We start from the raw sequence: 14,680 nt of genomic DNA on the forward strand, positions 1-14,680 counted from the left end.
TGAATTAATCAGTGTGTTTTAACTGCTTGGCTTAGGGTGTAAAGTTTATCAAGCTTTTCATTGCAGGTGCGTTTGTCCCATTGCACAACGGCTGAAGTTACTTTATGCCAAGTACCTTCATGTTTGTATTCAAACATGCCATAGCCAAACTGCCAATCCTCATTGAGCAATAGTCTAACTTTGAGGTTTTCAACTTCTTTTGTTTCCCCGTTAAAAAGCACTTTAGATGCACAAATGCCGTTTAAAACAATAATAATGGCTGGTTTATTTTCAGATGGGATATATTGCCAATCTCCACATACACAAGATCGTACATTCGTGTTTGTACTGGTGGTTGCATATACTTGGCTTACACCGTTTAGCTGATTTGCACTAGGGTTGATTAGCAACTGTAAAGTAAGGGATAAATCACCAAGTTGATGTGGTGAGTTTGGCTTGAGTAGATAGGTGGCAGGTAGTAACTCAGTGTTATCGTCAATAAAAGTATTCATTGCATTTTCCTTTGTTGTCGTAGTGAGCAGGGCATCATGTTAAAGTGGCAATTGCTAACATGGTTGATTAAAACTTATGCAAGTTTCTAAAATGTGTAAATTACACTGGATTACACACTAATATTACAGTTACCCTCGAGGTACTGTGGAGCTGGCTGGCACTAAGCTTGCTATATCAACTGAGTGGTTTTAGCTATGTGGAATAGGCGTCACATGGCAAAAGATATTGAGGTGTAAAATGCGTAAGCATGTGGTTTTTACTATCCTGTTTTTATTGCTTTTATCGGGATGCTCAAAGGGGTTGCCGATTAGTGAAGGTGTTGTTCATCAGTTCGAAGTCGAGCCTTTACTACTGGGTCAAATTTCCGACGATGGCAGGTTGTTGCTTACGGTCACTGCGTCTGAGCAAGTAAAAGTTTGGCGCACAGCCTCAAAAGAAATTGAGTACCAAGTACCTCAAAATGAATTATTAAAACCTGTTCGACACGCACTGTTATCTAAAGATAATAGGCTGCTAATAATGGCCAATTATGACACTTTAGGAGTTTGGTCGGTGTCGGGCAAAACATTTGTGCATAAAGTACAATTTGGCGGTGTTGATCCAATGGCAGCGATTAGCCATATTGCGCTGTCTCCCAATAATGGCAGGGCATTAGTGGCAATGACTGACGGTTCAGTGAATATGGCAGATTTAAATTCGCGACTAAATAACCGCTTTAAGCCCCACGATAGGCCGATAGATTTTCTGTCGTTTGGCAATCAAGGCGAACTATTTCTGACAGGTGCACAAGATGGCAAAGTTGGGTTATGGCAGTTTGGTTCTCCAAAAGCATTGTTTGAAAAAGAATTTGCCCATCGGGTAACGAGTTTGAGCGTTAACCAAGATTTTTCACGATTTTTTGTTTCGGATGGGTTAAACGCACAACATATAAAAACGCTCACTCGTGGAGAAGAAGTGACTCAGTTAAATTATACAGCGCGCTTTAAAGTATTTCGAAAAGCGCTATTTATTCCCACCGCTGAGTTATTGGCTACGTCGTCTTCCAAATCTCACTTAAGTTTGTGGAGTACGCAAACGGGCGATGAGCTGGGAACTTGGACAATTAAAACTCAGCGAGAAGGCGCAACTATTGTATCTATGCATGCGACGCAAACGGGTATGCTATATACCCTAAATAGTGACGCTATGTTAGAGAGTTGGGATTTAAATGCGTTAAAAGCACTTTGAAAATAGGCACAACTGATGATGCGACTTGGACTGCTAGGATTGTTATTTTATATGTTGTTAGCATGTAGTGAGCCTGCAGTGCTTAAATCTACCAATCAGTATCAATTTAGTGACGCTCTAGTGCTTGATGGACAGTTATCTGGAAGTGGTGATCAAGTTATGCTGCTGATAGAGGGTCCAAATCTGGTTATATGGCGCGTCTACGATAACCAAACGGTAATATCCCTCAATGAGGCGCAGTTACCAAAGAATGTACGCGTAACCCACTTAAATGAACGGGCTAATTTACTACTGGTAGCAGGCGATAATGTAGTGCAATTTTGGCACTCACTAACAGGCGCTTTGATCGGGAGTCTGCAAGCTAAAGGCGTCGATGAGTTGGCGAGAGTATCTGCGTTATCAACCTCGGATGATGGTGATGAGGTCGCAATAGGGTTTACTGACGGTTCAGTTTCTTTATTCAAACGCAAAAGTAAAGAAATGAAACAATTTATGCCACATTCTAGTAACATAATTGCCATGCACTTTGTTAAAGGCAATAGAATGGTTACGGGCGCGCATGATGGGCTAGTAAAAGCGTGGGATAAACAGACGGGTGATAATTATTATCAGCGTAAATACAATACTAGGCTTAGCAGCTTAACGATATCGGCTGACCACCAGCAGCTATTTGTAGCCGATGCCTTAAAAACGCAAGAGGTTTTATCAGTAAGTAACGGTGAGACATTAAGTGAGTTAAATTACATTACAAGATTTAAATGGTTTAGACACGCGCTTTTTATCCCGCGTTCTACGTATTTAGTAACATCCACACCTAAAGCTGAGCTCAGTATTTGGGATACCTCTTCGGGCAAAGAGCGGTTAAGTTGGCAGATAGAGGTTCATAGTATGGGAACCACCTTGTTAGACATGGTAATTATTAACGACCAGCTAATTACACTCAGTAGCGAAGGGGTGATTGAAACTTGGCCCTTGATGTCAGCGTTAACTGACCTTTGAACAATTCACTTATATTTGTATAATTGCACTATGTTAAATTTAGCGATGTTTTTTAATCACCTCTTTGGCATTTTTAAGTCAAACAAAATACGCAGACTCTTGCTGAGTACACCTTTGCTGTGTTGTGTGATAAATGTGCAAGCTCAAAGTGCTCTTTCGGCCGAAGTATGCCGGGGCTTTATGGTTGAGGCTGAAACGCTCGTTAATTTAGGTGCTAACCAGAAAGGTCATTCTTCCTTCAGTCGATTACAGCGCCTAGAAGAGCGGCTAAGACTATTTTGTCCTGACTTTAACTTTACGCTAAAAACTGTTAACGCACCCAAAAACCCCATAAAAAGCAATAATAAGCCCGTTTTGCAAGTTGCTGCGGCCGCTTTAAAGCAAGGGGGCGAACAATACCAAGACGCAGACAAGCAAAGTGCATGGTTGCAGTTTTATAATGCTTCGGAACGCTGTAATAAAGCCAGTAAAACAACGCAAGAGCATGTGTATTGTAGTGAAGAAATTGCACAGCAAAAGCGTGAGTTTGAACAGCAATGGACAAAACAGTCAACAGCAGAGTTAGTAGCCACCTCAAGTGAAGAGATAAAACAAGAGCAGCAGGCGAGCGAGCACGCCAAAACTCAATTACCAAAGGCTGCTCAGGTTGAGTCTAATCAGACTGTGCCTAAACCTGATAACACGCAACAATATGATCATTATTCGCAAAGCCAGCAACAAACATCAATATGGCTTCATGTTGGACGCTACGTGTGGTTTATTTTGTTAATTGCCAGCATATTAGTGGTGACAGGTACGGTTTGGCCTTATACAAGACGGGTATTTCATCATCAAATGAGTCGCGTATTGTTGAGCTCTTTCTTAGCAAAATCTTTGCCTAAGTCTGATTATGCTTTGGCTGGTAAAGTACACTTTTTGGCAGATGGTAAAATGCACCATATCGATGAATTAGTTATTTCAAAGTTCGGTATTTTTATTGTGCAGTATCAAAATCAAGGAGGTGCTATTTGGGAAGATGCGCATTCTGATCTTTGGACGCAGAGTATAGATGACGAGAGGAATTATTTTGATAACCCGATCACTGAAGTCGCACAAAAAGTCGAATGGCTGAAGGGGTTGTTAGACATCGAAAGTCATGTCGAAAGCTGTATTGTGTTTCCAAATGACGTATTTTTTCGCACATCAATGCCACAGCAAGTTTGTCTCTATAAAAATGCGCCAAGCTATATCAAACAATTTAATGTAGCGCATTTTGAACCTCAAAAACTCGATGTGATTAAAGAGCAAATAAAGCTATACCAAAAAGATATGTCTTTTGCTCACAGAGTGAGCCAGTTAGTCACTCAAGGTCCATAACCCCTATTCTAAAAAACTCAGCGAAGAATGATTTTTGCGTCTCCCTGTGAATAAGCGTTACTTTTGTGCTGAATAGGGGTCTTCGGCCAATAGATAAGCACGTAAGTCTGCTTTTTGTTCTTGAGATAGTAACCAAGTGCGGATTTCTTGTACTTTATCGTATACTTCATCGCCAAATTTAGCGCGATAATTGTCAGATAAACTCTGTTTTGTATTGTCTTGTCGGATCCAACGTTGCCAGTTTGGGGTTATCACTGCATTGAGACAACCAGCGATACCTTCTTGTTTCAAAAGTTCCCATTCGCCTTTGTCTAGCCATAATCCGCCTGTCGCAGAACTGTAGTCAAGTTTATGCACATGCTCTGCAGTGATCTTAAACTTGCGCATGAATGTTCCAGAGGCGGGGCATAACAAAGCTACTCTTGTATCTGTAACCTCTGACTCTTCAAAGCTTACATCACATTTAAATTGATATTGAGGATTTCTTTCTTTCCAAGCTACGTAGTCTTCTATTAATAGCCAATTTCCGCCACAGTAATCGCAAGTGTGTGCTCTAAATAAACCATCAATAAAGCTGGGCACCAAGGCGCCGTTTTTACAACTTGTACAATTCATATATCCCTTAGCTCTATTAGTTGTTAATGAATACAAATACAGCCGTATGTTAGCGACTTCCAAGCATAAGAGCTACAAAAATGTAAATTTTCAATAGTTTAGTTACTTTCATATGGGGATTTGAGAATGTACTAAAAAGTGATAGAGTTTTGAACTTTCTAGCTGCCTTGAATAGCATTATCGGGTATTTAGCATGGTGTTGGTAGGGGGTTACAAAAAAGGAATGCAGATAGAGACTTCGGTAATATACATCATCCGTTTATATGATACATAAAACAAATTCGAGATTGAGCACATGATTTTGCATCATGTGCTTATAAAAACTGAGTTAAAAGCTGATGTGTACTTTTCTATCTGCGAGCAGCGCTCTGTTTAGATATCACATGCGAGCATCGTTTGTTTAAACGGTACTCGCTATCTAATAAATATGCTTATTTAGTGATTAAATCTTCTTCAATAAGATAGATTTCGTTCGGATTAGTCAGGCTAAATACTTTCACTGCAAGTGTTTTACCTGCCGCATTTTCACATTCAATCATTTGATATAAAACCGGCTGACCTGCTTGTGAGTTATCGACTGTTGTGTGTGCCAAAAACACATCGGAATGAAAAGGGCCAAATCGGCCTTCGTTATGAAATAGGTTTAATTCGACTCCTCGGTTGGAGAGGGTGGTACAGCGTCCGTCGTTACTTTGGTTGTTTATACGCAAATGACTATTGACCTTATATGCGCTGTGATAACCGTAAGTATTTGGTCTATGGACGAAATAGCCTTTAGGTTCTACATCAACTTGCCACTCAATAATTGGTGCACCAGGGATATTAACAAGTACGTCATAGTCTTCTCCTTTTGACGTTGTACAAGATACTCTGAGTTTTTTATTTTCAGTTAAGTATTGTTCTGGAATTTGTGCGCTGGCCTGTTGAATCGCTACTTGGGCTGGTACATTGGAAATATCAGCGTGGCTAATATGCTCGCCAGTTGAATGTGCATACACATTCGCATAACTACAGTAGTCGCCTTCATTACGCGGGTGAAGATAAACATTTAGGTCGTGGGCAAACTCGCTGGTGATGACGGCTGTTGCTATTGGTCCTTCATTATACTCTGTTACACGTTCAAACCCATCAATATCAAATGCTTGAGCTGGTAATGCAAAGCTGTTGTTTGAAATAGAAATAGCGATAAAGGTTGCAATGATACTGAACTTTTTCATACAAATGATTCCTTTTGTGTTCATTGTTAAAGTACTGGTTGTTGTGCAAAGGGCCCTTTTAGTTTGCAAACCGATCATAGATGTAAATGACAGCGCTGACAATTACAGTTCAATGACATTTTATGATTTAAATCAATGTTTTATGAATAAGTTAATCGTGCTGCTTTTCGGTGAATTAAATATGAAGGCAGCATAAATATTTGCAAGGTTTCTCGCCCGTCATCATCGAGTAAAAGCGCGCTATGTTCTTGCTTAAATTAGTATTAATTAGTAGTGAGCTCAGTAGCTTACTTAACCTACATGCCTCTTTCATCTGCATCAAAATATCACATTAAAGTTCTTTAAAAGTTCTTTAAAAGTTCCTTAAAAGCTCCTTAAATATAATGAAGTTTGAGCCTGTTATCGGTAATATGTCGCCATTTTAAAATGATAATAATACAGAGGCTGTGCTTATATGGGACAAATGATAAAGGTGCCTCATACCTTAATATTGCTGTTAGGTATGATGGTTATAGCACTCGTTGCAACTTGGGTGATCCCACAGGGATTTTTTGATACTGCGACAACCCAATCGGGTCGTCAAATGGTGCTTGCGGGTACTTATCATTTGGCTGAAAACACGAAACTGTTAACGCCATGGGATTTACTTAAGGCAATACCAAGAGCATTTGCAGCAGCACAGGATGTCATATTCTTTGTGCTGATTGTGGGCGGCGTGTTATCTATTGCGCGTGCGACAGGAACGGTTGATGCATTAATTGGCAGATTGTTAGAAAAACACGGAGATAAACCACAAAAATTAATATTTATGGTGGTTTTTTGTTTTGCGTTGGCATCCAGTGCTATCGGCACTGCGGGTGAATACATCCCATTTGTGTTGATTTTAGTGGCGTTATGCAAAGCCATGAAATTAGATGCGATGACGGCTGTGGGTATGATCATTGCGGGTTATGGCATTGGCTATGGGGTGTCTGCATTCAACCCATTTACTGTTTTAATTGCTCAGCAAATAGCTGATATTCCGGTTTATTCTGGTATTTGGCTTAGGTTAGCCATATTTTTGCCTTTTGTTCTGATTGGTTTTCACCACGTGTGGAGTTATACCAAACGCGTCCAAGCTAATTCAGCGCTTTCAATGATGAAAGATGTTGAGTGCCCTTTGGCAGGTCAAACTCAGCAAAACTATCCTTTACTTAACAAACGTCATCAGCTCGTTTTATTGTCATTTATCGCGACTTTGGTGGTTGCAGTATGGGGTATTGCAACTTTGCATTGGTACTTGTATGAGTTAGGCGGGTTGTTTATTGCTTGGGGTATATTAATTTCTATCTTAGGTAAGCTATCTGCTGATGATGCCGCGCACAAGTTCATAGAGGGTGTGTCTGATCTCGTTACAACAGCCATTCTAATTGGTGTTGCTCGCGGGATTGCGCTGATATTAGAAGATGGACAAATATTACATACTATCGTGAATGGGTTGTCTACACCGCTGTCTTATGTGGCGGCGGAAGTGTCGGCGGTAGGTATGCTATTCATTCAAACATTGCTTAACCTATTTATTCCCTCTGGTTCTGGGCAGGCGTACGTAACAATGCCATTGATGGTGCCTGTAGGAGATTTAGTTGGGGTACCGCGTCAAGTTGCGGTTTTGGCCTATCAATTTGGTGATGGTTTTTCAAATATGATTGTGCCTACAAACGCGGTCCTTATGGGGATCTTAGGTATGGCGGGCGTGCCTTATACGCACTGGTTTAGGTTTTGTGTACCATTGATGCTAAAACTCATGTTTGCAGCCAGCACTGTGCTGGTGCTTGCGGTTGTATTTGGCTATGGACTAGACGTTCAGCCTCAGCTTTAAAAATCAATGTATGGAGCGGGCAGGGTCTAGCCCGCTTTTTCTATTCACTATCTAGAGATAAGTCTAGCGAACTTACTCCTTGTTTTGTTCTAAATCAGGTTATTCATCAACCTTCCCCAGCAAGAGAGCTCACTTTTCTTATTAAGCGCATGTTTAGACTTACCGATGGCAAGTAAAATGAACCGAGCGCTGCTTTAGAAAAATGCACTCCTTGATTATTTTACTAGGCAGTTAATACGGGTTAGCAACTCTGATGGAGGAGTTTCTCTTACATCATTTAGGTACTCTTCAAATGGTGGAAAGTCTGCCAGTTCTACTTGATTATCAGGGATCCATTGACCAAATAGCCAATCATAAGGTTTGTCTAGTTCGGTGTAATCACCTTTGAATAGAACACTTAGGGCATCACCTTCAGGTAATTCAACAATTTGTAACTGTTCATCGGGTAGCTCAACGTTAGGATTGTCAATGCTCATACATGCCATTGACCTTAATTGGTCTTTATCTACGGTTTTAGGATCATCGTAGTAAATACCAAACGAGCGCGAATGCTCATTGAGTAACCCTGCACTACCAGCTAACATACCAAGCTTTTCAAATGCTCGGCCTATTTGCATGTAGTCTCCTTGATGGGGTATTGCAACTAAAGTTAAGGCTTCACTGTGGATACGTTCTACGTTATACATCTGGTTATACTCCTTTGGATGGGTTGGATAAAACACAGATTGCTCAAGTTCTTTAGCGCTACGAAGCTGGCGATATTGGTTGGGAGTTTCACCATAGTATTTTGTAAAAGCTCTGTTGAAAGCCTCTACGCTGGCATATTTCACTTGCTTTGCAATTTCGGCCTGACTTAAACTACTGTGTAGTAATAGTGTTGCCGCTTTAAACAAACGCATTCTTCTAACCGTTGAGTTAATGGTTTCGCCAGTAAATTCTCTATAGATACGATGAAAGTGATAGGCTGACATGTTTGCAAGCTCTGCGAGAGAGTTAACATCCAGTGCCATATCAAGGTGTTCGTATAGGTAATCAATCACTTGAAGTAACCTTTGCCTATAGCTGTGTTTGGTCGTATTTTTGAGCGTCATAGCGTATCCCTTTGAAAGCAACTTTCTTGGTACTGCATAGTATCCAATAAAATTAATGTTCGTTATAGTGACAACGTAGACAATGTATCGCAGGTGCTATTGATAATGTTTGCTAACTTTGAAATTGGTTGGGTAAACGGCTTTGTAAAATTTTGTATTAGTTATTGCACGCTCGAAAAACATTTTTAATTTCAATACTTAAAGACTCTATATAGGCTCTGCATTTTTGTTTTTCTAAATCTAAGGCTGCGTCCTCTAGTGCTTGTAAATAGTATGCACAGCGCTCTGCGCCAATGGCTTTAGCTGAGGTTTTCAAATAATGTGCTTCTTCTTTTATTTCCTTTAAATTGTCTTGTCTGTAATGACCCGCAATTTTCTGCAAACTGCCCTTTGCTTGCACTAAAAACTGTTGTCTAAAACTTTTGATTTCATCGATATCATCTCCCAAAAGTTCGCGCATAACATCTTCATTCAAAGTCTGAAGATTTTCTAAAATGCTAATTTCCATACCATCTCTCTAGTGCATTTTTAAACTTGGCTAATGTAACTGGCTTACTAATAAAATCAGACATGCCCACCGACAAGCAATACTCTTGATCTCCTTTCATCGCAGCTCCAGTAACCGCAATGATTGGAATCGCTTGTTTTTTATCTTTATCTTCTAATTTTCGAATGTGTTTAGTTAATTCAAACCCGTCCATACCTGGCATATGGCAATCCGTTAAAACGAGTGCATAATCACCACTTTGCCACATTTTTAAGCCTTGTATTCCATCTGAGGCTAGTTCACAGTTATACCCTAACCTAGAAAGCTGCTTAACCATAAGTTTTTGATTAAATTCGTTATCTTCTACTATAAGGAGAGGGAGTTCGTGTGAAGTGGTATTATTTGGCTCTAGATTGGTGTCTAAATCTACAATAAAGTCATCTTCTTGTAGTGTCTCAGGTGCAATACTTGTTTGCTCTTTTAATTGAGTTAAATATTTTTCAAGGGTAAAGAATGTCAGCGTGTCGATATCTAGCTTAAAGGCACTTTTGAAACGCTCTTTTACCTGACTCAATATATCTTGTTGATATAAGATTAACACTTTTTGAGTAATGACGGGTTTTGTATCCAACTCATGGATGTCCGTCATACTCCTTACAATAAGTATATCTAAACAATGGCTGCCAGAGGCTTTTGTTGATAGGTGGCCAATTGGTTGCTGTGTGACGTTATCGCAATAAAATGAAAGTTTATCTAGCAGCTGTTCAATGTGATCGCTGTGATGTTCATTTGAGTAAATGTTAATACAGGGGTATAAAAGCGCCTTTTGCCGAGTTTTAAAGTTCCAAATCGGAATGTTGACAGCAAACTCGCTACCAACGTTTAATTCACTGTTTACAACGATCCCTCCTCCCATTAGCTCAACGAGTCTACCACAAATGGCTAATCCAAGGCCGGTCCCCCCAAATCTGCGAGTGGTACTTTTATCAGCTTGAGTAAAAGGGGTGAACAGTTTTTTTAATGTATCTTCGTCGATGCCTATGCCGTCGTCTTTAACTACAATGACAAGCTTACTCACTAGGCTGTTCACTTTTGTGCACGATAATTCTATCGATACAAGGCCGTTGTCTTTAGAGTCATTTACACTGAACTTTATAGCATTACTAACAAGGTTAAACATGACTTGTCGAATACGGTTTTCATCTCCGTTTAACTCACTTGGCATATCTTTGGCTTCAACCACTTTTAGCTTAACGCCTTTTTGTTCCGCAATTGGACCAAAGATAACGATGATGTTGTTGAGCATTTTCGACACGTCAAAATCGTAGCAATCAAGCTCTAATTTGCCAGCTTCAATTTTGTTGATATCAAGTATGTCGTTGAGAATAGACACCAAATTATTAGCAGCAATTGCGGCTGTATCCAGTAGTTCCTGCTCTTCAAAGCTATTGTCTTGGTGGGTGAGTAAATCTAACGCACCGATGATTGCATTCATCGGTGTTCTTAACTCATGGCTCATCATTGACAAAAATTCTGATTTAGATTGACTAGCCATTTCAGCATGTTTTACGGCCTGATTTAGCTCCGCTGTTCTTGACTTTACTTTCGCTTCAAGGAGTAGGTTTGACTCTTCAAGTTTAGTCCGTGCTTCATAAATGGAAGTATGATCTATAATGACGCCATCTAAAAATGTTGTACCGCTTGCACTGTCGCAACTCAATACACCTTTTGCATATAAATAAATACTTTCACCATTTTGCAGTATACACCTGTATTCTCGCTCAAAATCGAGGTTTGTATTAAATGAATGCTCGATGGCATCTTTTACTGATTGAACATCTTGAGGATGTATTTGAGCTAGCCAGCTGGCCAAGTCTCCGTGGTTTTCCTTTAAAGGGAGGTGAAGCAATTTACATGTTTGATCATCCCAACGGAAATACAAGCTTTGACTACTTTTTGCTGCACTCCACGTACCAATTCGTCCGCCCTCAAGTGCTCTGCGCCTTCTCTCATTTTGCTCGTACAGTTTGCAGTTTAATACTTGAGAGTAGACATTTCTTTTTAAAATACCTTTTAAGATGTCAGGTGTAGATTCATCTTGGAGGCCTTGGCAAATGAATTGCATTGCTGATGAATCTAAAGAGTGATCGGTATGAACTTCTAAACAGAAGGGTTTTTTGTCTAAATCTGCTTCTTTGAACGCGTTTAATACAAGCGCTCTATCTATTTCGCGAAAGCTATTTAAAATGCGCTCGATTGGGACCGCAGTTTTTTGGTCTAAAGCAAGTAGTGCTGCGCAGGTGTTGGAAAGTTGAAATGCTTTTTCAGAGATATTGTACATCCAACTGCCAGTCACATAATTTTGAGGTGTTGCAGCAGTACAAGCAGGTTGATCGAGAATCATCAGCAAATAAGTGTTTTGCTCTTGGGGTAGAAAAGCAATGTTGACCTGCTTGTTACTTACCATCGCTGCTACAGTGTGATTGAGCCATTGGTCGCTTAAGTTATTCGAGATTTCTTTACTGAATTTGATGTATTGGTCTATCGGGGTCGCCCTTAAAGCGTCAGGTTGTTTATTAAATAAACTTAACGCAGCATCATTTAGGTCTAATATGGCCAGATTCTGAGATATCAACACAGCAGGAGTTTTGGTGATATCAAGTTTCATAGTAGATCCCAGTTAAGCCGGTTACGGTTTACATTAATGAGCGAGATTGCATTTTTCTACTGCTTTTAAAATAGACTGCTTTGTAGACGGTTTAGCAATATAGGCTGCAAGTCCAAGGGACGCCCATTTCCTAATTAAATCTTTGTTTTTATTGCTTGTTAACGCAATAATTGGAATGCTTTTGCAATTAGGGATATTACGAATATTTTTTGTGGTGTTATAACCATCTAGCTCAGGCATAAACAGGTCCATAAAAATGAGATCGTACTTATGCTTTCTCAGCATCTTTATTGCCGTTAAGCCACTTCCGACACTTTCAACTTCATGGCCCTCGTCTCGGAGGATTTTACTAATCATTTCTCTATATATTTCATTATCTTCTACCACCATTATTTTCGAGTTTTTCAGCCGTTGTTCTGAGCGGGCCATATTGTTGTCATTTATGGGTGGCAAGTCTAAAAATCCTTCATTCTTGCTAGGGGCTTCTCTTTTTGGTTCAGGCTTACTTTCTTTAAGTTGAACTGCATGTTGGCTAGTGTGAGGTATTGATTTTTCGGTCAATAACGCGGATAGTTCAGCAACAGAGAATTGTTTGTTTTTTAGCCTTTTTGTTAGTTCCGAAACGCTGTCGGCAAGTTGCGATTCTAGCTTATCTAAAAGGGGGTCAATATGCTGTGCTTTGAGATCTTGGATCAACGCAGTTTGTACTTCGTTTATTCCAGCCGCTTGCTGTAAGTTCTCTCTAGCGTCTTTTAAGGTTTGCTCTGCAGATTGATGATACTCTGCCGCGTCATCAATTAATTGCTTAAGGTCTTCATCTATTCTGCCAAAATGCTCTTCTCTTATGTTTGTAATGTCATGTGCTTCTTTGCTGCGCAATAAAGCATTGTGCAAAATCATACGCAAGCGATAGTTTTCATACATAGGTTTATAAATGAAGTAGTCTCTAAAAATATTTTTCATACAACATCTAAAGCCGATGCCTGACTCTCTGTTTTCACATAATAGAATGTTTTCATGAGGGTAATCTAACGCACCTTCCTTAGCTAAGCGGCTATAAAGCTCAACGCTTTTGCTAACGGTAGACATGGCAATGATAATAACCAGTGGTGTGGAGTCTACAATTACTTCGTGCATATCACTAAAGTTGTTCAGTGTTCTAAAAGCGGTTATTTGAGAAGAGATCACATCCGTTACACCTGCAAGCTCTTCCACATCATCACACAAAAGAACAACTTTTGGGTGGCGCTCTACATGTTCAACTTCTTTACGCGTCATGTGTCACTTCCTAGTCATCATGGTAAGCAAATCTTGCTCTATCGTTGCTTTTATTCAATCGGTTAGGGCTAGATATTTTTGTTGGCCTTTGAATTTTAATATAGTCTAAAATTTCTCAATCGAATATCTAACCTCTTAACCTGCCACGGCTTTTCCTTTGATCATAATCAGATTGCTGCTCTAATGTTTTTAAAAATTGTACTTTCTCTAGAGGGAGTGCAAATAAATATCCTTGTCCGTAGTCAATCTTGTAATTATTTAAAAAGGCCAGATCTTGTTGTTGTTCGATGCCCTCTGCAACCACTTTCAAGTTGAGCTTTTGAGCTAATGCCACTGTGGCTTCAATAATCGCTTGCTTATCTGAGTCTATTGCACAATCATGAATAAAGCACCTATCTAACTTTAGTTCACAGAAGGGAATTTGGCTTAGCTGTTTTATTGAAGAGTAGCCTGTACCAAAATCATCTATCGCCAAAGAGAAGCCTTTTAAACGTAGTCTCAACAATACATCCAACGATTGTGTTAAGTTTTCAATTAATAAGCTTTCTGTCACTTCAAAGACGATCATGCTGGGAGGTACATTGTAGCTATTAGCCAAATCCGCTAGGCGTTCAGGCAGTTGCAGGTCTTCTAGGTTCTTAACGCTCAAATTAATGTTGAAAGCGAGGTCTTGTAACAGCTCAAAATGTTGCTCGATAAACTCGAACGCTTCGTTAACAACAAAAATCGAGAAATCATGTACTAAGTCAGAATGCTCTATAAGGTCAATGAAATAGTAAGGAGAAAGTGTGCCAAAGTCAGGATGATTCCACCTTATCAAAAACTCCGCACCAACAAACTCTTCAGTTGACAAAGACACCTTGGGCTGTAGATACAAACACATTTGCTTGTCTTTAATAGCATGTTGTAGCTCATCAACATGAAAAGAGTGGGGCTGGAGACTAGATGCTTGTCGGTGACTCAAACTAAACAATGACTCCATTAACTGTTTGATTTGGCTTGCGGTCACAGGCTTGTCAATGCCCGTTATGACGTTAAGATTTCTCAAGTGTGCAAGGTTTTTTGCCATTTTTATTATTGTGTTATCTTCACCACTGAGTAGTACGATAGATGCGCTAATATTTAAATCGGATAAATGTCGAAGAACCTCAATACCGTCCATTTGTGGCATATTGAGATCTAAAAATATAAGGTCAGCTGCGTTATCTTTGATGTGTATTAGGGCATCAGGGCCATTATTAAACCCTGAAAAATGGATGTCATATGATTGCGACAACAACAGTCTAAGTTGGGTTAATATTAGCCCATTGTCATCTATCGCAATTACGTTTAATGGTTTATTGGCATTCATTTTCTAGCCTTTTCTTCACGCCGCACAGAAGCTTGCTTTAA

Annotated in this window: 12 protein-coding genes; 4 read left to right on the forward strand and 8 right to left on the reverse strand. The window is 39.7% G+C overall.

Features of this window, described 5'->3' with window-relative positions:
• Positions 1-8: 8 nt before the first annotated feature.
• Positions 9-491 carry a DUF1842 domain-containing protein gene (locus HG263_RS05830; protein WP_171625139.1) on the reverse strand — a complete coding sequence of 161 codons (483 nt, stop codon included), beginning with the start codon at positions 489-491 and terminating at the stop codon, positions 9-11.
• A 238-nt stretch (positions 492-729) separates the two neighbouring features.
• Between HG263_RS05830 and HG263_RS05835 the strand changes: the two genes are divergently transcribed.
• The 3 genes from HG263_RS05835 to HG263_RS22660 all read left to right on the forward strand — a co-directional run bounded on the left by HG263_RS05835 (position 730) and on the right by HG263_RS22660 (position 4,074).
• Positions 730-1,719 (forward strand): WD40 repeat domain-containing protein, encoded by a 990-nt coding sequence (locus HG263_RS05835; RefSeq protein ID WP_171625140.1) that lies wholly within the window; start codon positions 730-732, stop codon positions 1,717-1,719.
• Between the two features lie 15 nt (positions 1,720-1,734).
• Positions 1,735-2,718 (forward strand): WD40 repeat domain-containing protein, encoded by a 984-nt coding sequence (locus HG263_RS05840; RefSeq protein ID WP_171625141.1) that lies wholly within the window; start codon positions 1,735-1,737, stop codon positions 2,716-2,718.
• A gap of 126 nt (positions 2,719-2,844) precedes the next feature.
• Positions 2,845-4,074, forward strand: a complete 1,230-nt coding sequence (locus tag HG263_RS22660; RefSeq protein ID WP_171625142.1) for an NERD domain-containing protein — start codon at positions 2,845-2,847, stop codon at positions 4,072-4,074.
• Positions 4,075-4,131: 57 nt separating this feature from the next.
• On the opposite strand, the gene HG263_RS05850 is transcribed toward HG263_RS22660, so the two are convergent.
• Both HG263_RS05850 and HG263_RS05855 read right to left on the reverse strand, forming a co-directional pair.
• Positions 4,132-4,689 (reverse strand): TFIIB-type zinc ribbon-containing protein, encoded by a 558-nt coding sequence (locus HG263_RS05850; protein WP_171625143.1) that lies wholly within the window; start codon positions 4,687-4,689, stop codon positions 4,132-4,134.
• A gap of 431 nt (positions 4,690-5,120) precedes the next feature.
• Entirely contained in the window at positions 5,121-5,906 is a 786-nt protein-coding gene (locus HG263_RS05855; protein WP_171625144.1) for a hypothetical protein, read from the reverse strand.
• 454 nt (positions 5,907-6,360) lie between these two features.
• On the opposite strand from HG263_RS05855, the gene HG263_RS05860 reads away from it, so the two are divergent.
• Complete coding sequence (locus HG263_RS05860; protein WP_171625145.1) at positions 6,361-7,764, forward strand: YfcC family protein; 1,404 nt, start codon at positions 6,361-6,363, stop codon at positions 7,762-7,764.
• 215 nt (positions 7,765-7,979) lie between these two features.
• On the opposite strand, the gene HG263_RS05865 is transcribed toward HG263_RS05860, so the two are convergent.
• From HG263_RS05865 to HG263_RS05885, 5 genes are all read right to left on the reverse strand, one after another.
• Entirely contained in the window at positions 7,980-8,855 is an 876-nt protein-coding gene (locus tag HG263_RS05865; RefSeq protein ID WP_171625146.1) for an AraC family transcriptional regulator, read from the reverse strand.
• A gap of 157 nt (positions 8,856-9,012) precedes the next feature.
• Positions 9,013-9,363, reverse strand: coding sequence for an Hpt domain-containing protein (locus HG263_RS05870; RefSeq protein WP_171625147.1), 351 nt, complete (start codon positions 9,361-9,363; stop codon positions 9,013-9,015).
• Positions 9,353-12,010 carry a PAS domain-containing hybrid sensor histidine kinase/response regulator gene (locus HG263_RS05875; RefSeq protein ID WP_171625148.1) on the reverse strand — a complete coding sequence of 886 codons (2,658 nt, stop codon included), beginning with the start codon at positions 12,008-12,010 and terminating at the stop codon, positions 9,353-9,355. The genes HG263_RS05870 and HG263_RS05875 overlap by 11 nt, the downstream gene beginning before the upstream one ends.
• Positions 12,011-12,043: 33 nt before the next feature.
• Complete coding sequence (locus tag HG263_RS05880; protein WP_171625149.1) at positions 12,044-13,288, reverse strand: response regulator; 1,245 nt, start codon at positions 13,286-13,288, stop codon at positions 12,044-12,046.
• Between the two features lie 127 nt (positions 13,289-13,415).
• Entirely contained in the window at positions 13,416-14,639 is a 1,224-nt protein-coding gene (locus HG263_RS05885) for an EAL domain-containing response regulator (RefSeq protein ID WP_171625150.1), read from the reverse strand.
• Positions 14,640-14,680 lie beyond the last annotated feature (41 nt).

This window comes from Pseudoalteromonas caenipelagi (assembly GCF_013140855.1).
Classification (GTDB): domain Bacteria; phylum Pseudomonadota; class Gammaproteobacteria; order Enterobacterales; family Alteromonadaceae; genus Pseudoalteromonas; species Pseudoalteromonas caenipelagi.